At 70.4% G+C, this 20,912-nt stretch carries 17 protein-coding genes; 6 read left to right on the top strand and 11 right to left on the bottom strand.

Features of this window, described 5'->3' with window-relative positions:
* The first annotated feature begins 3 nt into the window (after positions 1-3).
* Positions 4-888, top strand: coding sequence for a LysR family transcriptional regulator (locus J2Z30_RS39835; RefSeq protein WP_044567158.1), 885 nt, complete (start codon positions 4-6; stop codon positions 886-888).
* Here J2Z30_RS39835 and J2Z30_RS39830 read toward each other — a convergent pair.
* The gene (locus tag J2Z30_RS39830) at positions 863-2,998 is read right to left on the bottom strand and encodes an alpha-galactosidase (protein WP_044567156.1); all 2,136 of its coding nucleotides are present in this window, start codon (positions 2,996-2,998) and stop codon (positions 863-865) included. The genes J2Z30_RS39835 and J2Z30_RS39830 overlap by 26 nt on opposite strands.
* Positions 2,999-3,231: 233 nt before the next feature.
* Here J2Z30_RS39830 and J2Z30_RS39825 point away from each other — a divergent pair, with 233 nt between their 5' ends.
* The 4 genes from J2Z30_RS39825 (at position 3,232) to J2Z30_RS39810 (ending at position 10,225) form a co-directional block, all read left to right on the top strand.
* Positions 3,232-4,437: an ROK family transcriptional regulator gene (locus tag J2Z30_RS39825; RefSeq protein ID WP_044567155.1), complete on the top strand. Its 1,206-nt coding sequence runs from the start codon at positions 3,232-3,234 to the stop codon at positions 4,435-4,437.
* A 275-nt stretch (positions 4,438-4,712) separates the two neighbouring features.
* The gene (locus J2Z30_RS39820; RefSeq protein WP_044567154.1) at positions 4,713-6,533 is read left to right on the top strand and encodes an alpha-galactosidase D; all 1,821 of its coding nucleotides are present in this window, start codon (positions 4,713-4,715) and stop codon (positions 6,531-6,533) included.
* Between the two features lie 69 nt (positions 6,534-6,602).
* Positions 6,603-9,026, top strand: coding sequence for a glycosyl hydrolase family 95 catalytic domain-containing protein (locus J2Z30_RS39815; protein WP_245388981.1), 2,424 nt, complete (start codon positions 6,603-6,605; stop codon positions 9,024-9,026).
* Complete coding sequence (locus J2Z30_RS39810; protein WP_044567153.1) at positions 9,023-10,225, top strand: SGNH/GDSL hydrolase family protein; 1,203 nt, start codon at positions 9,023-9,025, stop codon at positions 10,223-10,225. The genes J2Z30_RS39815 and J2Z30_RS39810 overlap by 4 nt, the downstream gene beginning before the upstream one ends.
* Positions 10,226-10,632: 407 nt before the next feature.
* Here J2Z30_RS39810 and J2Z30_RS39805 read toward each other — a convergent pair whose 3' ends face one another.
* A complete protein-coding gene (locus J2Z30_RS39805) occupies positions 10,633-10,959 on the bottom strand; it encodes an HD domain-containing protein (protein ID WP_052701146.1) in 327 nt (108 codons plus the stop codon).
* A 142-nt stretch (positions 10,960-11,101) separates the two neighbouring features.
* Between J2Z30_RS39805 and J2Z30_RS39800 the strand changes: the two genes are divergently transcribed.
* Positions 11,102-12,082 carry a GlxA family transcriptional regulator gene (locus J2Z30_RS39800; protein ID WP_044567152.1) on the top strand — a complete coding sequence of 327 codons (981 nt, stop codon included), beginning with the start codon at positions 11,102-11,104 and terminating at the stop codon, positions 12,080-12,082.
* Between the two features lie 170 nt (positions 12,083-12,252).
* Here J2Z30_RS39800 and J2Z30_RS39795 read toward each other — a convergent pair whose 3' ends face one another.
* The 9 genes from J2Z30_RS39795 to J2Z30_RS39755 form a co-directional block, all read right to left on the bottom strand.
* The gene (locus tag J2Z30_RS39795) at positions 12,253-13,410 is read right to left on the bottom strand and encodes an NAD(P)/FAD-dependent oxidoreductase (protein ID WP_044567151.1); all 1,158 of its coding nucleotides are present in this window, start codon (positions 13,408-13,410) and stop codon (positions 12,253-12,255) included.
* A 23-nt stretch (positions 13,411-13,433) separates the two neighbouring features.
* The gene (locus J2Z30_RS50235) at positions 13,434-14,312 is read right to left on the bottom strand and encodes an ABC transporter permease (RefSeq protein ID WP_209469030.1); all 879 of its coding nucleotides are present in this window, start codon (positions 14,310-14,312) and stop codon (positions 13,434-13,436) included.
* A complete protein-coding gene (locus tag J2Z30_RS39785; protein WP_052701145.1) occupies positions 14,309-15,232 on the bottom strand; it encodes an ABC transporter permease in 924 nt (307 codons plus the stop codon). Before J2Z30_RS39785 ends, J2Z30_RS50235 begins: the two co-directional genes overlap by 4 nt.
* Positions 15,193-16,386 (bottom strand): ABC transporter ATP-binding protein, encoded by a 1,194-nt coding sequence (locus J2Z30_RS39780; protein WP_052701144.1) that lies wholly within the window; start codon positions 16,384-16,386, stop codon positions 15,193-15,195. Before J2Z30_RS39780 ends, J2Z30_RS39785 begins: the two co-directional genes overlap by 40 nt.
* Positions 16,383-17,462 (bottom strand): ABC transporter substrate-binding protein, encoded by a 1,080-nt coding sequence (locus tag J2Z30_RS39775; protein WP_078956419.1) that lies wholly within the window; start codon positions 17,460-17,462, stop codon positions 16,383-16,385. The genes J2Z30_RS39780 and J2Z30_RS39775 overlap by 4 nt, the downstream gene beginning before the upstream one ends.
* A 131-nt stretch (positions 17,463-17,593) precedes the next feature.
* On the bottom strand, positions 17,594-18,319 hold the full coding sequence (locus J2Z30_RS39770) for a GntR family transcriptional regulator (RefSeq protein WP_044567150.1): 726 nt from the start codon (positions 18,317-18,319) through the stop codon (positions 17,594-17,596).
* 73 nt (positions 18,320-18,392) lie between these two features.
* The gene (locus J2Z30_RS39765) at positions 18,393-19,787 is read right to left on the bottom strand and encodes an FAD-binding oxidoreductase (protein ID WP_044567149.1); all 1,395 of its coding nucleotides are present in this window, start codon (positions 19,785-19,787) and stop codon (positions 18,393-18,395) included.
* Between the two features lie 48 nt (positions 19,788-19,835).
* The gene (locus J2Z30_RS39760; RefSeq protein WP_052701143.1) at positions 19,836-20,303 is read right to left on the bottom strand and encodes a DUF6924 domain-containing protein; all 468 of its coding nucleotides are present in this window, start codon (positions 20,301-20,303) and stop codon (positions 19,836-19,838) included.
* 10 nt (positions 20,304-20,313) lie between these two features.
* Positions 20,314-20,912, bottom strand: a 599-nt coding sequence (locus tag J2Z30_RS39755; protein ID WP_209469029.1) for an alpha-L-arabinofuranosidase C-terminal domain-containing protein, incomplete at its 5' end; no start/stop codon positions are given.

The following is a 20,912-nucleotide window of genomic DNA, read 5'->3' as shown; positions in this document are numbered from 1 at the left end:
ACCATGGAGCTACGTACGCTGCGCTATTTCGTGGCGGTCGCCGAGGAACTCCACTTCGGCCGGGCCGCCGTCCGGCTGCATATGAGCCAGCCGCCACTGAGCCGGGCGATCAAGCAGCTGGAGACCGAGCTGGGCGCCGCGCTGTTTTGCCGGTCGTCCGCCGGTGTCACGCTCACCCCGGTGGGGGCCGTGCTGCTCGATGAGGCACGAGCCCTGCTCGACCACGCCGACCGGGTACGCGTACGCGTGGCCGCGGCGGCCGGCACCGCGAGCCTCACCGTGGGCATCCTGGGGGACAGCACCGACCCGGGCGCCACCCGGCTGGCCGGCGCCTACTACCGGCGGCACCCGGGCGTCGAGGTCCATATCCGCGAGACGGATCTGACCGATCCCACCTGCGGGCTGCACGCCGGGCTGGTGGACATCGCCCTGACCCGCGGGCCGTTCGACGAGACCGGGCTGACCGTGCACGAGCTGCGCGCCGACCCGGTGGGCGCACTGCTGCGGGCCGACGATCCGCTGGCCCGCCGCGACAGCCTGAAGCTGGCCGATCTGGCGGACCGCCGCTGGTTCCTGTTCCCGGAGGGCACCGACCCCCTCTGGCAGTCGTACTGGAGTGGCGGGGAGCCTCGAGAGGGCCCGGTGGTGCGTGGCGTCCAGGAATGCAGGCAAGCCGTGCTGTGGAACGGCACGGTCGGCATGACGCTCGTGGACCACGAGCCGCCGGACGGGCTCACCGTGGTGCCGCTGATCGACATGGCGCCGAGCCGCGTGGTGGTGGCGTGGAACGAGGCCGACACGAACCCCCTGATCCGTTCGTTCGTCGAAGTCGCCACCGCCGCCTACCGCGGCAGTGGCGGTGTCACGTCTCGTCCTGCCCCGCCCTGACCAGGTGTACGGCCGTGCTCGCCCAGTCACCGGACGGAAGGTCCGGGCGGAATCCGTACTCGGCGAGCACGGTGGCGTGGTGCACCGCACCGGTGCGGGTGTCGCGGTAGCGGGCGCCGGGGGTGAGCCCGCGCAGCCGTACCGGCAGCCGCGGGACTCCGTGGCGCGGGCCGCGCTGCCAGGCCAGCACCAGGGCCTCGGCGCCGTCCTCGGCGGCGTACTGCACCACGGTCGGTACCTCGCCGTGCGGCCCGGACAGCCGGTACAGGGCGCCGTGCTGGACGAGGTGGCGCACCCGTTTGTACTCGGCCACCAGGTCGGCGCCCTCGGCGAGTTCCGCCTCGGACCAGCGGGCGAGATCCCCGCCGATGCCCAGCAGCCCGCACATCGCCACATGGAAGCGGAACCTCAACGGCACGGTGCGGGAGGTGAGTTGATTGGGCACATCGGTCACCCACGCGGACATCGTGCGCGCCGGGTGGAGCTGACCGAAGCCGTGCTGGATGACCAGACGGTCGACGGCGTCGGTGTTGTCCGACGCCCACGCCTGGTCCGTGCGGGTGAGGATGCCCAGATCCACGCGTCCGCCACCGCCACTGCACGTCTCGATGCGCAGCCCGGCGTGGTCGGTCCGGAGCCGGTCGAGGACGCCGTACAGATTGGCCACATAGCGCGTCCACAGCCGATCGTGGCCGTCCGGCGTGCCGGGCCACCCGGCCTCGCTGAAGGCGCGGTTCATGTCCCACTTGAGGAAGTCGATGCCGTGGTCGGTGACCAGCCGGGTCAGCCAGCCGTAGGCCCAGTCGGCCACGTCGTCGCGGGCGAAGTTCAGGACGAGTTGGTTGCGCAGCTCGCTGCGGGCCCGGCCGGGGGTGTGCAGGACCCAGTCGGAGCGCTCGCGGTAGAGGTCGCTGTCGGGGTTGACCATCTCCGGCTCCACCCAGATGCCGAAGCGCATGCCCAGGCGGTGCACCGTATCCGCCAGCGGGCCGAGGCCCCGCGGGAAGCGCTCCCGGGCCGGGGTCCAGTCGCCCAGCCCCGCGTGGTCGCTGCGCCGGGCCCCGAACCAGCCGTCGTCGACCACATACAGCTCCACGCCCAGGGCGGCGGCCCGCTCGGCCAGCGCCTTCTGGTTCGCCTCGTCCACGTCGAAGCCGGTGGCCTCCCAGGAGTTGTAGAGCACGGGCGCCACCTCCCGCCCGTGCGGCAGGACGTGGCGCAGCGTGTACGCGTGCCAGGCCCGGCTCGCCGCGCCGAACCCGCCGTCCGTGAACAGCCCGGCGAACACCGGGGTGGCGAATTCCTCGCCCGGCGCGAGCGGTACGCATATGCCCTCGTGGCCGACGCCACCGGTGAAACCCGCGCGTCCGTCCGGTGTGCGCTGCGTGGTGATGCGCCAACTCCCGCTCCAGGCAAGGGCCGCGCCGAACACGCGGCCGTGCTCCTCGCCGGCGTCGCCCTCGTCGACCATCACCCAGGGACTGGCGTGGTGGCTGGGGATGCCACGCCTGCTGGTCAGCACGGTCTCCCCGTGCGGCAGGCGCTCGCGGCGCAGCTGACTCTCCGCGGACCACTGGCCGGTGACATGGCTGAGCCGGTAGTCGGCCAGCGGCGGCAGGGACCAGGCCGCCGAGTCGGCGCGCAGCAGGCTGACCCGCTGCGCACCGTCGTTGCGCAGCACCGTCCAGCGCTCGATGACATCCGTGTCGTCCCGCACCCGGTAGTGGAGCGCGACATGCAGCGGGTAGTGGCGGTCGCGGAACTCCAGCCGGAGTTCGCTGACGCCATCGGACGGTGTGACGACGCGGTGCCCGGTCGGCTGCCACTCGAAGCCGCGTGAGCCGTCCTCGTACCGGACCTGGAGGGACGGCGTGCCGTAGCGCGTGCCGCCGTCGACCGGCAGTTCCTCGCCCACCGCGGGCCGCCCCTCGAAGCTGCTCGCCGCCTCCCCGGCGGGCACGACCAGTTCCTCCGCCTCCCGCGGCGTCAGCCGCGGCCCCCAGGCGAGGTGGCAGGGCGCGCCCGTCCCGTCGATGTGCACGGCGTACGAGGTACGGGGCGTGGTCAGCAGCCAGACCCCGGTGTCCGGGGCACGGGAGATCGTCGGCATCGGGCCTCACGTTCGAAGGACGGCGGGGGAGCGACGGGTGCGGCGTACGGATGCGGGGCGCTCGGCGAGTGAGGGAAGAGGGTCGCCCAATAAGCCAACGAGACCTTCGATCACATGTCAACACCCCTGCATGAGTCGGGCTTTGGAAGCGGGATCAGGGCTCACAGGCAATCCTCAGGAGATTCTTGCTTCTTTCATTGACAGCGGAAAATAAGGAGCCTAGGTTCCCGGCCATGTCCTCGCCCTCCGCTGTCGAGTCGTTCCCGGCGCATACGTCGGCCGCCTCGCAGATCTTCACCACGGTCCTGTCGCAGGGCCCTCTCACCCGCCTGGAAGTGGCGCGGCGGGCGGGGCTGTCGGCCGCGGCCGTCACCAAGGCGGTCCGTCCCCTGATCGAGGCCGGCTACCTGGTGGAGGACGTGGACGAGGACGCGCGCCCGGCGCTCGGGCGGCCCGCGAACCTGGTGCGGGTTGATGGCGGCCGCGCGCTGTTCATCGGGGTCAAGGTGACCGGGGACACGATCATCGGTGTGCTCACCGACCTGTGCTGCCGGATCCTCGTCGCCCGGCACATCCCCCTCCCCGCCCGCGACCCCAGGGCGGTGCTGGGGACGGCCGCGGAACTCGTCCGGGAGCTGCTCATCGAGGCGGACGGCCTCGGCGTGCGCGTCGCGGGTCTGGGCATGGCCGTATCCGGCGATGTGGACCGCGCCGAGGGCGTGGTGCGCTACTCGCCCTTCCTGGAGTGGCGTGATGTGCCACTCGCCGAACTCGCCGCCATGACCACGGGTCTGCCGGTGACCGTCGACAACGACGTGCGCGCGCTGACCGTGGCCGAGCAGTGGTTCGGGGCGGGCGTGGGACTGTCCGGCTTCGCCGTCGTGACGGTCGGCGCGGGCATCGGCTGCGGTCTCGTGGTCCACGGCGGGGTGGTGGCCGGGGCCCACGGCGTGGCGGGCGAGATCGGACACGTCACCGTCGACCCGGCGGGCCCCCGCTGCCACTGCGGCAACCGCGGCTGTGTGGAGGCCATCGCGAGCGACGACGCCATCGTCCGTCAGGTCCGCGCGGCCACGGGGGTCCAGGTGGCCGACGCGGTCGAGGCCGCCGGACTGGCCCACGACGGGGTGGCCGGGGCACGGGAGATCTACGCACGGGCAGGGGACGCCATCGGTCGCGGTATCGCCACCGTGGCCAATCTGCTCGGCCCCGAACGCGTGATCATCTCCGGCGAGGGCCTGGCCGCCTATGACCTGTTCGCCGATCACATCCGTGACGCCTTCGCCACGGCGGCCTTCGGCTCCGCGGCGCGGTGCGATGTACAGATCCGGCCGCTGCCCTTCGATGAATGGGCCCGTGGAGCCGCGGCCACCGCCATCCAGTCCTTCATCAGATCAGACGCGAACCAGCGCGGCCGAGGAGGAGAGCAGCAGCCATGACGCCGCCCGCCTGACACGACCGGGAACTCCGTGCCCTTCGCGACCTCTCCCCGATCCCGTCGCGGACGCGGCGACCGCCTCTGCCGCGCGGTCGTCTTCCCCTGACGTCTGATCGCCCCGCCGGGCCTCGTCCGGCCACCTCTGTCTGCCTCGATCGCGCTGCCCTTCCCCCACCGTCGGTTGAGGCAAGGGCAACCTCCACCGCCGTACCCCCGAATCCCGCCGCGTCTTCCCGCCACCCCGTTCCCCGAACCACACCCCCAGGAGGCAGACCCATGCGGTCACCCTCGTACCCCGTCATGCCCGTACGCGGTCTGAGATCCCTCGTCGTCCTGGCCCTCGCCGCGGGCCTCGCCACGGCCGCCCCGGCGGCGCAGGCACAGCCCGGCAAAGGCGACGCCACCCCGGCGTCCTCGGCCACCGCCGCCGCCAAGCCCTATATGGGCTGGTCCAGTTGGAGCATGCAGTCGTCGAAGTACCCGGGCCTCACCCCGAACGGCGACTACAGCTACCTCACCGAGGCGAACGTCCTCAAGCAGACCGATGCCGTCGCCGCCAAGCTCAAGAAGTACGGCTACGACTACATCAACATCGACGCGGGCTGGTGGCGCGACTACGCGTGGACGCCCGAGTTCGACGAGTACGGCCGGCAGAAGGCCGACCCGGTGCGCTTCCCCAGCGGTATGAAGTCGGTCGCCGACCGCATCCACTCCAAGGGCCTCAAGGCCGGTATCTATCTGCCCGTCGGCCTGGAGAAGGAGGCGTACGGCGGGGGCAAGGTGCCGATCTGGAACGCCGAGGGCTGCACCACCGCCGACATCGTCTACGACGACCTGCGCACCACCAACGGCTGGGACAGCGCGTACAAGATCGACTTTTCCGACCCCTGCGCACAGAAGTACATCGACTCCCAGGCGCGGATGTTCGCCGATTGGGGCTATGACTTCCTCAAGCTCGACGGTGTGGGCCCCGGCTCCTTCAAGAGCGGCGACAACTACAACAACGTCGCCGACGTGGCCGCCTGGCAGAAGGCGATCTCCGCCACCGGCCGCCCGATCCACCTGGAGCTGTCCTGGTCCCTGGACATCGGGCACGCCGACGACTGGAAGAAGCACTCCAACGGCTGGCGCGTCGACACCGACGTCGAGTGCTACTGCAACACGCTCGTCAGCTGGGAGAACTCCGTCGACGACCGCTGGGACGACACCCCGGCCTGGACCCGGCACGCCGGTCCCGGCGGCTGGAACGACCTCGACTCCCTCGATGTGGGCAATGGCGAGATGGACGGCCTGACCAAGGCCGAGCGGCAGAGCTACGCCACGTTGTGGGCGATCGCCAAGTCCCCGCTCTACACCGGCGACGATGTGACCAAGCTGGACTCCTACGGGCTGTCGCTGCTGACCAACCGCGAGGTCATCGCCGTCAACCAGGGCGACACCCCGCCCGCGCAACCGGTCACGCCGTCCGACCCCCAGCAGGTGTGGGCCGCGAAGAACCACGACGGCAGCTACACGGTCGCCCTGTTCAACCTGGCCGACAGACCGGCCTCGGTGACCGCCGACTGGTCGACGCTCGGCTTCACCGGCAAGGCCGCGGTCCGGGACCTGTGGAACCACGAGAACCTCGGCACTCACAAGAACCGGATCACCCAGGCCCTGCCCGCCCACGGCTCCCGCCTCTTCACGGTCACCCCGCGCGGCGACGCGCTCACATGGACCGGTATCGAGGCCGAGTCCCCCGCGAACACCCTCGGTGGCAACGCCTCCGTGGCCGACTGCCCGGCCTGCTCCGACGGCCACAAGGTCGGCAACCTCTACACCGGGTCCAAGCTGACCATCAACGACGTCGTCGTGGACAAGGCCGGCACCTACCAGATCAAGGTGGCCTACGTCAGCGGTGACGCCCGCTCCGCCGATGTCTCGGCCAACGGCGGCGGCGCCACCCGCCACAAGTTCCCCTCGACAGGCGACTGGTCCACCGTCAATAGTGTCTACGTTCCGGTGACGCTCAAGGCCGGCTCCAACACCATCACGTTCGACAGCGGTTCCGGCTACGCACCGGACATCGACCGGATCGACGTACCGAAGTCCTCCTGAACACCAAGGGGCCCGGCCCCTCGGCCGGGCCCCTTGCCGATCTGCCGATCTCAGACGCCTGGAGCCGCCATGAACCCCCGCCCGACCGACACCGGCAGAGACCCCGACGGAGACCTCGACAGAGACTCCGGCACAGACCCCAGCAGACGAACCGCGCTGTCCCTCGCGGCGACGGCCGGACTCACCCTGGCCCTCGGCGCCCTGCCCGCCTTCACCGCCTCCGCCGCGCCCCGCCGCCCGGCCGACACCCCGCCGCTCACCGGCACCTCACACGACGAGCTGTGGTGGCAGGCCCCCGGCGACGAGGGCTCGCTGATCGAGCAGGGCCTGCCGGTCGGCAACGGCCGCCTCGGCGCCCTCGCGAGCAACGACCCCGGCCGCGAGCTGCTTCTGATCACCGACGCCACGATGTGGACCGGCGGCCTCAACGACACCCTCGACGCCGATGGCCAATTCCCCTACGGACGTGGCGACTTCGGCTCGTTCACCCTGTTGGCCCGGCTCACCGTGGACATCCCCGACCACGACCTGTCCGGCGTCAACGGCTACCGCCGCACCCTCGACCTCGCGCAAGGGCTGGTCACCAGCTCCTACGCCCACTCCGGCGTCACCTACCGGCGCCAGATCTTCGCCAGCCACCCCGATGACGCGATCGTCCTGCACTTCACCCAGAGCGGTGGCGGACGCTACACCGGCAGCGTCACCCTGGAGGGCACCCACGGCGAAAAGCCCGCGAGTGCGGAGTCGTTCGGCGCGTCCTTCCCCAACGGCCTGCGATACGGCGCGGCGGTCACGGCGTACGGCAGCGGCGGCCGGGTCCGCGTCAACGGCACTCGCGTCGACTTCTCCGGCTGCAAGGACCTCACCGTGGTGGTCAGCGGCGGCACCAACTACGCGCCCGACGCCGACCGCGGCTACCGCGACCCCACCCTCGACCCCGAGGGGCTGGCCCGTACGAAGGTTCTCGCCGCCGCCCGGCACTCTGCGGACACTCTGCGGCGCACCCATATCGCCGACTACCGCCGCCTGTACGAGCGGTTCACCCTCTCGCTCGGCACCTCCACGGACGCCCAGCGCTCCCTGGACACCTGGAAGCGCCTCACCGCACGCGCCCGGGACGGTGTGCCCGACCCCGAACTGGAGGCCGCCTACCTCCAGTTCAGCCGCTATCTCATGATCTCCGGCTCGCGCGACAGCCTCCCCCTGAACCTCCAGGGCCTCTGGCTGGACGGCAACGACCCGGACTGGATGGGCGACTACCACACCGACATCAACATCCAGATGAACTACTGGATGGCCGACCGCGCGGGCCTGTCCTCGTGCTTCGACGCCTTCGCCGACTACTGCCTGGCCCAGCTCCCGTCCTGGGCCAAGCTCACCCACGACCTCTTCAACGACCCGCGCAACCGCTACCGCAACTCCACAGAGAAGGTCGCCGGCTGGACCGTCGCCTTCTCCACCAACATCCACGGCGGAAGCGGCTGGTGGTGGCATCCCGCCGGCAACGCCTGGCTGAGCAACAGCCTGTACGAGCACTACGAGTACACCCAGTCGCGGGCGTATCTGGCGAAGATCTACCCCCTGCTCAAGGGCGCCTGTGAGTTCTGGGAGGCCCGGCTGCTCACCACCACCCTCCCCGGCACCTCCAGGGAGGTGCTGATCGACGACAAGGACTGGTCGCCAGAACACGGCCCGCAGGACGCCAAGGGCATCACCTACGCCCAGGAGCTGGTGTGGGCGCTGTTCGGCAACTTCGCCGCCGCGGCGGCCGAGCTGAAGCGGGACACCGCCTACGCGGACACGATCGCCTCGCTGCGCAGGAAGCTGTACCTGCCGGAGGTGAGCCCGAAGACCGGCTGGCTCCAGGAGTGGATGTCCCCCGACAACCTCGGGGAGACCACCCACCGCCATCTGTCCCCGCTGATCGGCCTGTTCCCCGGCGACCGCATCCGCCCCGACGGCTCCACTCCCCAGGAACTGGTGGACGGGGCCACCGCCCTGCTCACCGCGCGCGGCATGAACAGTTTCGGCTGGGCCAACGCCTGGCGGGCCGCGTGCTGGGCGCGGCTGAAGGACGCCGACACGGCATATCAGCTTGTGGCCAACAACCTCCGCCCGTCCACCGACGGCAGCAACGGCACCGCGTTCAACCTCTTCGACATCTACGAGGTGGAGAAGGGCCGCGGCATCTTCCAGATCGACGCCAACTTCGGCACCCCGGCGGCGATGAGCGAGATGCTGCTGTACTCCCGCCCCGGCCACCTGGAACTCCTCCCCGCCCTGCCCGACGCCTGGGCCGCGTCCGGCTCGGTCACGGGACTGGCCGCGCGAGGCGGCTTCGTCGTCGATCTGCGCTGGCGGCAGGGGGTACCGACGTCCGTCACGATCCGCAGCGTCGGTGGCCGGACGACGACGGTGGCCCATGGCTCCACCTCCCGCACGGTCCGCCTGGAGCCCGGTGCGTCCGTCACGCTGAAGGGGCTCGCCCGATGACGGCTCGCCGTGCCGCCATCGGCGGCCTGGGCGTCGTACTGCTCGCGGCCGCCGCGCTGCACGCCACACCCGCCGCGGCGGCGAGCGGCCGACATGACGTCGTCACCTGGGCGGCGAGCGCGGATCGCGTAGGAGACGGAACACCGGACCGCGGCTACCGGATGGTCGTGCACACCAGCGTCGGCGGAAGCGATCTGCGCATCCGCCTCTCCAACGCCTTCGGCGACCGGCCGCTGACCCTCGACAGCTCTTACGTCGGCGTGCAGAAGTCGGGCGCCGAGCTGAAGCGGGGCAGCAACCGGCGGTTGACCTTCGGCGGCGGGCCCACCGTCACCATCCCGGCGGGCGAGGTGGTGCTCAGCGACGCCCTGCCCGGCAGTCTGCCCGCCGCCACCAACCTGGTCGTCAGCCTGCACACCCCCGACGCGGCCGGTCCGGCGACGGGCCACGGGATGGCGATGCAGACGTCGTACACGACCCAGGGCGACCACACGGGGGAGGAGAGCGGCGCGCACTGGACGGACACCACCGGCTCCTGGTTCTACCTCGACGCCGCCACCGTCCGGACATCCGCCGCGACCGGTGCCGTGGCCGCGCTCGGCGACTCCATCACCGACGGCTGGCAGTCCACCACCGATCTCAACCGCCGCTGGCCCGACTACCTCGCGCGCCGGTTGCGGCAGGCGGCCACCGACGTCGAGGGAGTGGCGAACGAGGGGATCTCCGGCAACAAGGTCCTCGCCGACGGTGCCGGGCAGAGCGCCCTGAACCGGCTCGACCGTGATGTCCTGTCCCTCCCGGGCGTGCGGACCGTGTTCCTCTTCGAGGGGGTCAACGACATCAAGGCGCACACCGGCGTCACCGCCGCGGACATGATCGCCGGATACCGCCGGATCATCGAGCGGGCGCACGCGGCCGGCATGTGCGTGGTCGGTGCCACCGTGGGGCCCTTCAAGGGCTGGAGCGAATGGGACACGGCCGCGGAGGGGGTACGCCAGGAGGTCAACGCCTTCGTCCGAAGCAGCGGTGAGTTCGACGCGGTGACCGACTTCGACCGCGCCCTGCGCAGCCCCTACGACCCCGAGCGCATCCTGCCGTTCTTCGACAACGGCGACCATCTGCACCCCAACGACAAGGGGATGCAGGTGCTGGCCGACGCCATCGACCTCACGGCACTCGACTGCGCCGACGGCCCCTGAGACCGTTCGACCCGCCGGGCCCGGTGTGCCCCGCCGGGCCCGGTGTGCCCCGCCAGGCCCGGTGTGCCGGGCGACTGACCGGCTCATGACTCCCACGGACAGGACGCCAGCAACTGGCCGTAGCCGGGAACCACGGCCTGGGGCGACCGCTCCTTCAGGAGCTCGCCGGGGAAGCTGAAGGGCGGGGCCTTGTGCGGCTTCGCGGCCGCCTGCGCCACGATGATGTCGCGGATTTCGTGGCCCAGGTCGAGCCTGGGGTAGTCCGCGTGAACGCTGAGGCCGTGGCCCTCGGGAAGCAGGTCCGCCCCGAAGCCGAAGATGTCCGCTCCGATCCCCGACTGGGCCAGGGCGATCTCATGGCGCTTGCGGCCGGCGATCCCCTGCGAGGTGTGCAGCGCGATCGCGCATCAGACGATCTCCGCCTTGGCCGCGCTCAGCCCGTTCTCGATCAGGAACCTGGCGGCCAGGTCGGCGCCGTCGACCTCGAACCGCTGCTCGCCGTCGCCCTCCTCGGTGAGGCCGATGTCGTGGAGCGCACACCCCAGGAAGAGCAGCTCGTCGTCGTAGTCCGCACCCGCCCGCAGGCCCTTGTGGTCACCGATGGCCCGCGCGAACAGATAGCTGCGGAGGCTGTGGTTGACCAGGGTCGTGGCGGCGATCCCGAGCAGATAGGTGTGGGCCGCACGGGCGAGTGTGGTGTCCGGGAAGGCGCTGGAGTAGCCGTCGCCGCTCATCGAAGTGCTCCTTGTCGGAAGGCCGGCCGCCGGGAACGCTCCATGCCCCGGACCGGTGCTCAAGTGGGGGTGGACATCAGTCTCCGAGCCCGTGATCAACTCCTCAAGTGGCCAGATGGCCATGTCTTGCTAAGATCTGGCCGTGACGGTTGTTGCGGTGCTCGGACTCGATGGAGCGATCGGATTCGAGCTGATGACCCCGGGTCAGGTCTTCGGCATGGCCAATACGGTGGGCGGCCCCGGCCCGGCGTCCCCGCCCCGCTACGAGGTTCGTCTGTGCGCATCGGGCCGGTCCATCAGCACCGCGGCCGACTGGGGCGCGACGGAGCTGCGCACTCCCCACGACCTGGACGCGGTGGCCGATGCGGAGATCGTCATCGTCCCCGGCACCGAACGGTTTCTCGATCCTCCGGATTCGGCGGTGGTCCAGGTGCTGCGCGACGCGGCCGCGCGCGGAAGCCGCGTGGCGTCGATTTGCGTGGGTGCCTTCACCCTGGCCGCCGCGGGGTTGCTCGACGGGCTGCGGGCCACGACCCACTGGCAGTGGGCGGACGACCTCGCGCGGAAATACCCCGCGGTGGACGTCGATCCCGCTGTGCTGTTCGTGGACAACGGGCAGACGCTCACCTCGGCCGGTGTGGCGTCCGGACTGGATGTGTGCCTGCATCTCATACGGACCGAGGCCGGGGCGGAACTGGCCGCGCAAACCGCCCGGCGCATCATCATGCCCGCCTGGCGGGACGGCGGCCAGGCGCAGTTCATCGAGCACGTCAGCCCGGACGATGCGAGCGACTCGCTCCAGTCGACCATTGACTGGATGGAGGAGAACCTGACGGCGCCGCTGGACCTCACGTCGATCGCACGGCATGCCGCGATGAGTGTGCGCAGCCTGAACCGGAAGTTCAGGCATCAGGTCGGCACCACTCCGCAGCAGTTGCTGCTGCAGATGCGCATCGACCGGGCCCGGCGGCTGCTGGAGACGACGAACCTGGCGGCCGAACAGATCGCGGAGGAGGCCGGATTCGGTTCACACGCCTCGCTGCGCTACCACTTCACACGCCTCGTGGGCACCTCACCGCACGCCTACCGGCTGGCGTTCAACGCGGGCCGCCACACGGAGTAGGGCGCATGCAGTAGGTACGCATGCAGTAGGCACGCATGGAGTAGGCACGCATGGAGCAGGCCGCACGGAACGGGCCAGGAACCCCGGCCCCGGGGGTCGCGGGGCCGTCCCGCGACCCCGCGACCCCGTGATAATCCGAGGCGCCCGGAGCACAGCTCCGGGCGCCCGCCTCACTGTTCGCCCGGACGGCGGGCCGGAGGCGGCGGGGGCAGGACCGCGCCCGAGGTGAAGCGGCCGGGCCGGAAGTCCTTCAGCAGGGGGGACTCATCGCCGTAGAGCTCGTCCGCGACCAGGCGGCCGAGCAGCGGGGCCAGGGTGATGCCGCTGTGGGTCGCCACCACATAGAACGGAACGTCGGTGGCGGGGAAGCCCGCCACCGTGAAGCCGTCGCCCGGCATGGCGCGCCGGCCGACCCGGACCTTCTCCACCACGGTGCCCTCGGCGCCGTTCAGCACCTCGGGCAGGCGGGCCAGCATGTCAGTGGCGATCTCGCCATCGGGCGCGTACGGCTTGGCGGGGTCCGCCGTCGCGTCCAGGTCCAGGGCCTGGAGCAGCAGCCGACCGCCGCCGTCCGGGCGGACGTTCAGCCGTGGGCCGGTCAGCACGCCCGACAGCCGCGCGGCCGCCGGTGCGGTGGTGGCGAGGAAGCCCACCGTGGCCGAGCCCGCGAGATCCGGGTCCGCCATGGGGACGTGCGCACCGGCCAGTTGGGCCACTCCCTGCGTCCACCGGCCCGCGCAGCTCACCACCGTGTCCGCCGGGTGGCGGCCGCCGTCGGCGCAGATCACCGTGGCTCCGGCCGGGCCGTGTTCGATCGCGGTCACCCTGGCGCCGCCGACCACCCTCGCGCCACGGTCCCTGGCGGCGCCCAGCAGCCGGGACAGCAGCAGCACGGGCAGGGTGTACGCCTCCTCGGGGAAGAAGGCGAACACGGCGTGGGACGGTGCCGGCGCGAGGTCCGGCTCCAGCTCCCGGGCCTGTTCCGCGGTGATCCACTCCACCGGGTAGTCCCTGGCCCTCAGCCGCGCCACCCGCCCGGCCAGCACCTCCTTGTGCCGGTCCGTCACCGCCCACTCCAGGTTTCCGGTGGGAAAGAACCACGGCGCCCCTTCCCCGGCCAACTCGTAGTGTGCGCGGATACCGGCGTGGTTGAGCGCGAAGTACGGCTCCGGCTCCTTGTTCGCGCTGTTGATCCAGGCGAACGAGTTCGCGGTGGTGCCCGCTCCGGGGTGATCGGCCTCCAGCACGGTGACCCGGGCGCCACGCGCGGCCAGCTCCGCCGCCACCGCCGCGCCCACCACTCCGGCTCCGATGACCACAACTCGCACGGGAATCCTCCTTGGCACGAAGGTCAGTGCTCGGGGTCGGCCCCGAACAGATGCGCGACGCCCACGACGCGCTCGATGATGACGACGGCCACCGCGGCGAAGAGCACCATCACGGTGCCGACGGCGGTCACGGTCGGGTCGTAGTTGTACTGGAGGTAGTTGAAGATCCGCACCGGCAGGGTCTGCATGTCCGTGGTCACCACGAACAACGCGATCGTCAGGTCGTCGAAGGACGTGATCAGGGCGAAGAACGCCCCCGCGATCAGCGGCCCGCGCACGGCGGGCAGCGTCACATGCCAGAACACCTGCGGTGCCTTCGCACCCAGCCCGGCGGCGGCCAGCTCCGCCGACCGGTCGAGCCCGGCGAGCCCGGCCAGCACCAGGCGCACGGTGTACGGGACGGTCAGCACCAGATGCGCCAGCAGCAGGGTGAGCGGGCTGGACGCCATGCCGAGCTGGGCGTACCACTGGAGCAGCCCGATGCCGAGCACGATCGTCGGCACGGCGAAGGCACTCGAGAACAGCCTGTCCAGCACCGACTTCCCCGGAAACGGATAGCGGTGGATGGCCAGTCCGGCGGCGAGCCCGAGCGCCGTGGACACCACGGCCGCTCCCGCCGCCACGCCGATGCTGAGCAGGAACGAGTCCAGGAACTCGGGGCGGTTCAGCAGCTCCGCGTACCAGTGCAGGGTCAGCCCCTTGGGCGGGAAGGTGACGTAGCTGGTCGTGGTGAGCGAGGAGGCGATGGTCACCAGCACGGGCGCCAGCAGGAACAGGCCGACGAGCGCGGCGAACGCGGCGCCGAGCAGGCGCCTCGCGCGGCCGCCCGCGCCCGCGGCGATCGGCTTGCCCGCGGGCTTGCTCGCTGCCGTCGCCGTTTCAGTTTCCGTTGCCGTGGTCACGCGAACACCTCCTTGCCACCACGCCCGCGCAGCAGCCGGGCGTACACGGCCGTCAGAATCGTCGTCACCACGATCAGGACGAAGCCGATCGCCGCCGCGTACGGCCAGTTCAGATTGGACGTCGCCTCGGTGTAGACGAAGTACGGCATCAGCTTCACCGTGGGCCCGCCCAGGATCGCCGGGGTGACGAAGCTGGAGACGGTCAGGCTGAACACGATCAGCGAACCGGCCAGCATCCCCGGCAAGGACAGCGGGACCGTGATCCGCCAGAAGCACGTCCAGCCGCTCGCCCCCAGGCCCTTGGCCGCGGGCGCAAGGGCCGGGTCGATCCGGTCCAGGCTGCCCATCAGCGGCAGCACCATGTACGCGAGCATCACATGCACCATGCCGACCACGACCGCGGTGTCGTTGTACAGCATCTTCGGCGCGTCCAGGCCCAGGGCGTGGAACCCGTCCGCGATCGGCCCCTTCGGCCCGAGCAGCACCAGCCATCCGTACGCCCTGGTCACCATGGAGATGAGCAGTGGCGACAGCAGTACGAGGGAGAGGTAGTTGCGTGCCCTGGGGGAGCGGCCGCGCAGATAGACGGCGAACGGGTAGCCCACCACGAGGCAACCGAGGGTGGTCAGCGCGCCGATCCACAGGGTGTGCCACAGCACATCCCGGTAGAAGGAGTCCCCCAGGAACCGCGTGTAGTTGTGCAGCGTGGGATCGCCCGCCTGGGTGCGGAAGCTGTTGTACACCAGCATGAACAGCGGTGCGATGAAGAGCAGGGCGAGCACCGCGATGGCGGGGGAGGCCAGCAGCAGACCGGTGCGCCACGGGCCGCGCTTCCTGACCGGCTTGGGAACCCCCGGCGTCGGCGCCGAGCCGTCGGGACTCAGGGCCGTGCCGTCAGCGACGCGTGCTGTGGCTGCCATGCGCAGATCACCTCCTCGCCCAGTCCGGGCACCTCGGAACCGAACGGCAGCGTGGCCTCGATGCGTCCCGCGGCCGTGGCCACGACGCAGCGGACACGGGTGCCGAGGAAACGGGTGGCCTCGACGGTGCCGGGAAGCCCCGGCTCCGCCGCCGTATGGGCCGATGTGCTCGCCGAGCGACCCTTCCCGGACACGGCTTCGGGTATGGCCAGCACGCGTACGGCCTCCGGCCGCACATAGAGCCGTACCGCCTCGCCGTCGCCCGGCGCGGTGCCCACCGGTGTCGCCGTGACGAGGTGGGTGTCACCGATCCAGCAGCGGTGCCCTTCGGCGGCCGCCCCCGCCGCGACCCCGTCGAGCACATTGACCTCGCCGACGAACTGCGCCACGAAGTCCGTGGCCGGGCGCAGATACACGGTCTCGGGGACGTCCAGCTGATGGATCGCCCCCTCGGCCATCACCGCGATCCGGTCCGACACCGCGAGCGCCTCGTCCTGATCGTGGGTGACCAGGATCGTGGTGGTGCCCACCCGGCGCTGGAGGGCGGCGACCTCCTCGCGCAGACGCACTCTGAGCTGGGCGTCGAGGTTGGAGAACGGCTCGTCGAGCAGCAGCAGATCGGGCTCCACGATCAGCGCTCTGGCCAGGGCCGTGCGCTGGCGCTGCCCGCCGGAGAGCTGGCGCGGATAGCGCTCGCCCATGCCGTCGAGCCCCACCAGCTCCAGGGCCTCGGCCGCCCTGCGCCTGCGCCGGGCCGCGCCGACCTTGCGCATCCGCAGGCCGAACGCGATGTTCTCCGCCACCGTCATATGGGGGAAGAGGGCGTAGGACTGGAACACCATGCCCATGGCGCGCCGGTTCGCCGGGAGCCGGGTGATGTCGCGGCCGTCCACCTCCACCACGCCGGAGTCGGGCAGCAGATGGCCCGCCACCATGTTCAGCGTGGTGCTCTTGCCGCATCCCGACGGACCGAGCAGGGTGAGGAACTCCCCGGGCTCCATCGTGAGGTCGATGCCACGGACGACCTCCTTGCCGCCGAGGGCCTTGTGGATCCCCTTGAGGACCAGTCGCCCACGGGTGCTCCCTGCCCGCGTGGCGGTATCGGACCCGGCCGGCACGGTCTCCTTGCCCACGGTGTCCGTCCCCGCGGTCACTTGCTCTCCACCTGCTTGTTCCACTTGTCGGTCCAGGCGGAGCGGTTCTTGTTGATGGTCTTCCAGTCGAGCTTCAGCAGGGAGTCCACCTTGTCGGTGCTGACGACCTTGTTCTTCAGGGCGGGGTCCTCCTTGACGCCCAGGACCACCGAGCCGTCGTAGGTCGCCTTGGCGAGCGCCCGCTGGACGGACGGCTTCAGCAGATGCGCCACGAACTTCTGGGCAAGTTCCTCATGCGGTGCCTTCTTGACCACGTTCGCCGTGGTCACCAGGCCGATCGCACCGTCCTTGGGGTAGACGAACTCGATCGGGAAGTCCTTCTCCGCCAGCGTTGAGGTGCGCGACACCCCCCACACCGAGGCGGCGGCCTGGCCCTGGAGGAAGTAGTTGGACACATCGGCGGTGGTGTCGAACGTCGCCGCGTTCTTGGCGATCTTCTTGACCGCCGTGAGACCGGGGTCGACGTCCCTCTCCGAGCCGCCGTTCGCCTTGGACGCGCCGACCAGCAGCCCCACCCCATAGGTGTTGGTGATCGAGGGGAGGACCACCTTGTCCTTCAGCTTGGGGTTGGCCAGATCCTCCCAGGTGGTGGGCTTGGGGATGCCATGATCCTCGAACCACTCGGGGTTGTAGGCGATGCCCGTGGCCGTCAGCCCGAACCCCACCCCCGAGTCGTTCTCCATCCGGGCGATCTTCACCACGTCGTCCACCGGCACCACCTTGGTGTCGATGGACGCGAGCAGCCCGGCCTCCAGCGCCTGCGCCTGGGGACCGTCGTCCACCAGCGCCACGTCGATCTGCGGATTGGCGCGCTGCGCCTTGAGCTTGGCGACGGTGTCGGTGGAGGAGCCGGGGATGTAGGTGACCTTGCAGCCGCAGCCCTTCTCGAACGCGGGCAGGACCGAGTCGCGGAACGCCGTCTCGAACGAGCCGCCATAGCCGGCCACCACCAGGACGCCTCCCTTGCCGCCACCGGCGGAGGGTTTGGGGGCGCCGCAGCCGGTGACGGCGACGGTGAGCGTGAGGGCGCTGGTCACGGCACACAGGGCGGGCAGGGCTGATCGGGGGGATGGCATGGCTACCTCCTGCGATGAGGGATGGAAGTGCCGTTCCCGCGACCGGAGGAGGCGGGAGGGGAGGGGGAGACGAGGGGTGGCCGGGGGAGAGGGGACGCGGGGAAACGGTTCGGCGGGGAGGCGAACAGGGGTCAGCGGCCTTGGAGAGAGGTCTCCACGTAGAAGCGGGAGGTGTCGGTCGGCAGGATCATCTCGAGGTGTTCGACCACCTCGTCGTTCTCCGCCCAGGTAGTGCGCAGCCAGCGGAAGACCGCGGTACCCGGCTTCAGGCCGAAGAGCTCGGCGTGCTCCTCGTCCAGGGAGTACGGCTCCACATAGAGCCGCGAGCGTTGCAGTGGCACGCCGCGGTCGCGGAGATACATATGGCTCGTGATGGTGACCAGATCCTGGTCGAGCAGGTCGGGGGCGAATCGGAAGGGCAGGACGGCGAGCTCCGTGCCGGTCACGCGGCTGCCGTCGGGGCTCAGCTTGTGGCGATGGAGCTGTACGACGGCGTCGTTGTCGTCCAGGCCGGACAGCCGCAGGGCCGCGCCGCCCGCGGGCAGGACCTTGGCGCTGATCACCCGGTGGTCGCCGTGGGCCTCGGGCCCGCTGGTCAGCACGCCCGCGGAGCGGAGCAGATTCTCCTCATCGGTGGTCTGCGCCACGAACGTGCCGTGCCTGCGGTACCGGACGACCAGCCCGGCGTCCACGAGCTCGCGCAGCGCGCGCTGCACGGTGATCCGCGAGACGCCGAACTGTTCTCCGAGTTCGGCCTCGGTGGGCACCCGGGTCCCGGGCTGCCACCGGCCGTCCCGGATGTTGCCCTCCAGCTCCCGGCGGATCTGCTCGTACAGCGGGAGGTCACGTTCGGCCATGCGAAGAGAGTGATCTCACTCAATTGATATGTCAATACGTTGGATGGATATGACCCACGGCCGCGGCCCTATGTCACCTGTGGCTCAGCGCCTGGGGCGCCGTCTTCGGCAGGGGAATGCCCTGGAACACGCCGTCCGGGTCGACGGTTCCCTTGATCGCGAGCAGCCGGGCGGTGTTGCCGCCGTAGACGTAGGGGATCTGGTCGGTGGCCTCGGGCCCCAGCAGGTTCGCGTAACCGCCGGCGAAGGCGTGCGGCTCCAGCGCCGCCGAGGTGGCATCGGCCCAGGCGGCGTGCCGGCCGCTGTCCTTCTCCGGTGTCCACACGGCGATGACCTCGGCCATCATATGCGGCTTGCGCAACGCGAAGGCCGTGTCCGACCACGGGACGCGGGCGGCCGCTCCGTGGAAATGGTGCAGGGAGAAGGCCGACAGGGGCGACGTCATCGCCTTGGCCCCCTGCACCAGGGCGTCCACCACCTCAGGGGTGTGGCGGGGGAGGGACCGCGCGCGGATGGTGACGTACCGCCCGTCCGGGAACATCGTGTCCCGTGCGGCTGTCGCGGCCGCGAACGAACCGGTCTCGAACTCGGCCACCGCGGCGGTGCCCAGGCGCGTCAGCCGCTGTACCGGACCGGCCGGATCCGTGCCGACGACCGGCTCGCCGGACCAGGTCGGCCGCAGCGTGACCATGGGCTTCCCCTGGGGACCATTGATGACTCCGGTCTGGACCGTCAACGCGTCCGGGCAGTCCGACAGGACATCCTCCAGCCGGGCGAGGACCTTCGGGGCCTGCCGCAGCGAATACAGCACCGTCCCCGTGACCACGGTGGGCACCGCGTGCAGACGGATCTCCATGGACGTCACCACGCCGAAGTTGCCACCTCCGCCGCGCAGCGCCCAGAACAGGTCCGGCTCGTGCTCGTCGTCGGTCCGCACGACGGACCCGTCGGCCAGCACCACCTCGGCACTCGTCAAGTTGTCGGCGGCGAGGCCGAATCGGCCGCCCAACGGGCCGTATCCACCGCCCAGGGTCAGCCCGGCCATGCCCACGGTGCCGATGGTGCCGGTGGCGGCGACCAATCCGTACCGGTCGGCGGCGGCGAGCACATGGTTTGCCCTGGCGCCTCCGGCGACGGTTGCCCGACGGGCCCCCACATCGATGTGCACCGAGCACATCGGTGTCAGATCCAGCGTCAGCCCATCGTCGCTGAGCGCACGCCCCGCCCAGTCATGGCCTCCACTCCGTACCGACAGCGGCAGACCGAACTCACGAGCCGTCCGGACTCCTGCCCGCACCTCGGCGGTCGATGTGCAGCGCAGCAGAATCGCGGGCCTGGAGGCCACCGCGCCGTTCCACAGCGCGGTGCCCGTCGCGTACTCGGGACCCCCGGTGATGACCCGATCGGCGGGCAGGAGCCTCTCGAGTTCCGCTACCGCCCTCTGCAGAGTCGGTGAGTCGACTGTCATGCCTTGCTCCATTGGTACATGTGGTGCATGTGGTATATCGATATGCGATCACAGGCGGAGAATGCCATCCGCGGCGAGCGACGCGTTATACGCGAATTCCCAGAAGTCCATATGTCCGATGGCCAGGTTCACGTGCATCAAATTGACTTCCGGTGGCAACAGACGGAACTCGCGGGCGAGCTCCATGTCTCCCTCCTCCAGCTCCTGGCTTCTGGTCGACACCGCGAGCAGGGTGTGCTCGCCCGTCATGGTGGCGGCATCGGCCAAGAACACGACCTCGAGCGCTGGTTCGGCGGCGGCGGCGGAGAGCACGTCATCCGGACTCGCCCCGGTGAACGCACGGTTGTCGACCAGGTAGGTGTGCACCTCGAACCCATTGCGGTCGGGCCGATTGAGCAGGTCGACGACGGCCCGCCATGCTTCGTCGTCCGAATGGTCCGTGCGTACGACAAGGGCCTCGGACTCGAAATCGTGCTGCGTGAAATCGATGGCCGGGAGCATGGAGGGATTCTGCATGGGAAATCCTTTAGTCGCTTTCTGGTGGGAACCGCAGGAGGGTGACCGAGTGTGCCGGGAACGTCCAGTTCAGGGTCGGGGAGTCGCCCTTCGCCGTGGCGTGGGACTTTTTGATCGTGACGGCGTCGGGGTGTTCGTCGTTGTTGAAGTCGTCGTAGCTCCTGCCCGCCACCACGGACACGTCGACCGTGTCGGCATGCCGAAACCCCCCTAGGTCAACCCGGGACTTGACGTCGTCGTCAGGTGAGCGGTTGACGACGAGGACGCTGAGCGTTCCATTCTTGTCGACGGTGGCATTCGTCACCAGCGCTTCGTAGGACGAGCCCAGCGGTGTCTCCCGGGTGGAGACCTCGGCGTTGCCCTTCACCTCGCTGTCCACGACATGTCCGCCGCCGTGGAAGAACTCGCTCAGCTGCTCGCGCACGATCGCTTCCGGAGTGCGCACGAAGCCCGGCGCGCCGCCGAAGAGTGTCCGTGACAGGCCCGGCTTCTCCCCGATCAGGCCGTTGCCCGTGGTCCAGCGGACGCCGAGGTCGGCGAACCGGGCCCACTGGGATGCCATGTAGAGCGCGTGCGACATGGCGTAGGAGTACTCGCGATATTCCTCGG

Origin of the sequence: Streptomyces iranensis (assembly GCF_017874715.1) — a bacterium.
Taxonomy (GTDB): domain Bacteria; phylum Actinomycetota; class Actinomycetes; order Streptomycetales; family Streptomycetaceae; genus Streptomyces; species Streptomyces iranensis.
This window is presented reverse-complemented; position numbering and strand designations above follow the sequence as displayed.

Excerpts from the sequence above, each read along its gene's own strand:
- J2Z30_RS39835 (WP_044567158.1), top strand. The coding sequence starts at position 4 with ATGGAGCTACGTACGCTGCGCTATTTCGTGGCGGTCGCCGAGGAACTC.
- J2Z30_RS39830 (WP_044567156.1), bottom strand. The coding sequence starts at position 2,998 with ATGCCGACGATCTCCCGTGCCCCGGACACCGGGGTCTGGCTGCTGACC.
- J2Z30_RS39825 (WP_044567155.1), top strand. The coding sequence starts at position 3,232 with ATGTCCTCGCCCTCCGCTGTCGAGTCGTTCCCGGCGCATACGTCGGCC.
- J2Z30_RS39820 (WP_044567154.1), top strand. The coding sequence starts at position 4,713 with ATGCGGTCACCCTCGTACCCCGTCATGCCCGTACGCGGTCTGAGATCC.
- J2Z30_RS39815 (WP_245388981.1), top strand. The coding sequence starts at position 6,603 with ATGAACCCCCGCCCGACCGACACCGGCAGAGACCCCGACGGAGACCTC.
- J2Z30_RS39810 (WP_044567153.1), top strand. The coding sequence starts at position 9,023 with ATGACGGCTCGCCGTGCCGCCATCGGCGGCCTGGGCGTCGTACTGCTC.
- J2Z30_RS39805 (WP_052701146.1), bottom strand. The coding sequence starts at position 10,959 with ATGAGCGGCGACGGCTACTCCAGCGCCTTCCCGGACACCACACTCGCC.
- J2Z30_RS39785 (WP_052701145.1), bottom strand. The coding sequence starts at position 15,232 with ATGGCAGCCACAGCACGCGTCGCTGACGGCACGGCCCTGAGTCCCGAC.
- J2Z30_RS39775 (WP_078956419.1), bottom strand. The coding sequence starts at position 17,462 with ATGCCATCCCCCCGATCAGCCCTGCCCGCCCTGTGTGCCGTGACCAGC.
- J2Z30_RS39770 (WP_044567150.1), bottom strand. The coding sequence starts at position 18,319 with ATGGCCGAACGTGACCTCCCGCTGTACGAGCAGATCCGCCGGGAGCTG.
- J2Z30_RS39765 (WP_044567149.1), bottom strand. The coding sequence starts at position 19,787 with ATGACAGTCGACTCACCGACTCTGCAGAGGGCGGTAGCGGAACTCGAG.
- J2Z30_RS39760 (WP_052701143.1), bottom strand. The coding sequence starts at position 20,303 with ATGCAGAATCCCTCCATGCTCCCGGCCATCGATTTCACGCAGCACGAT.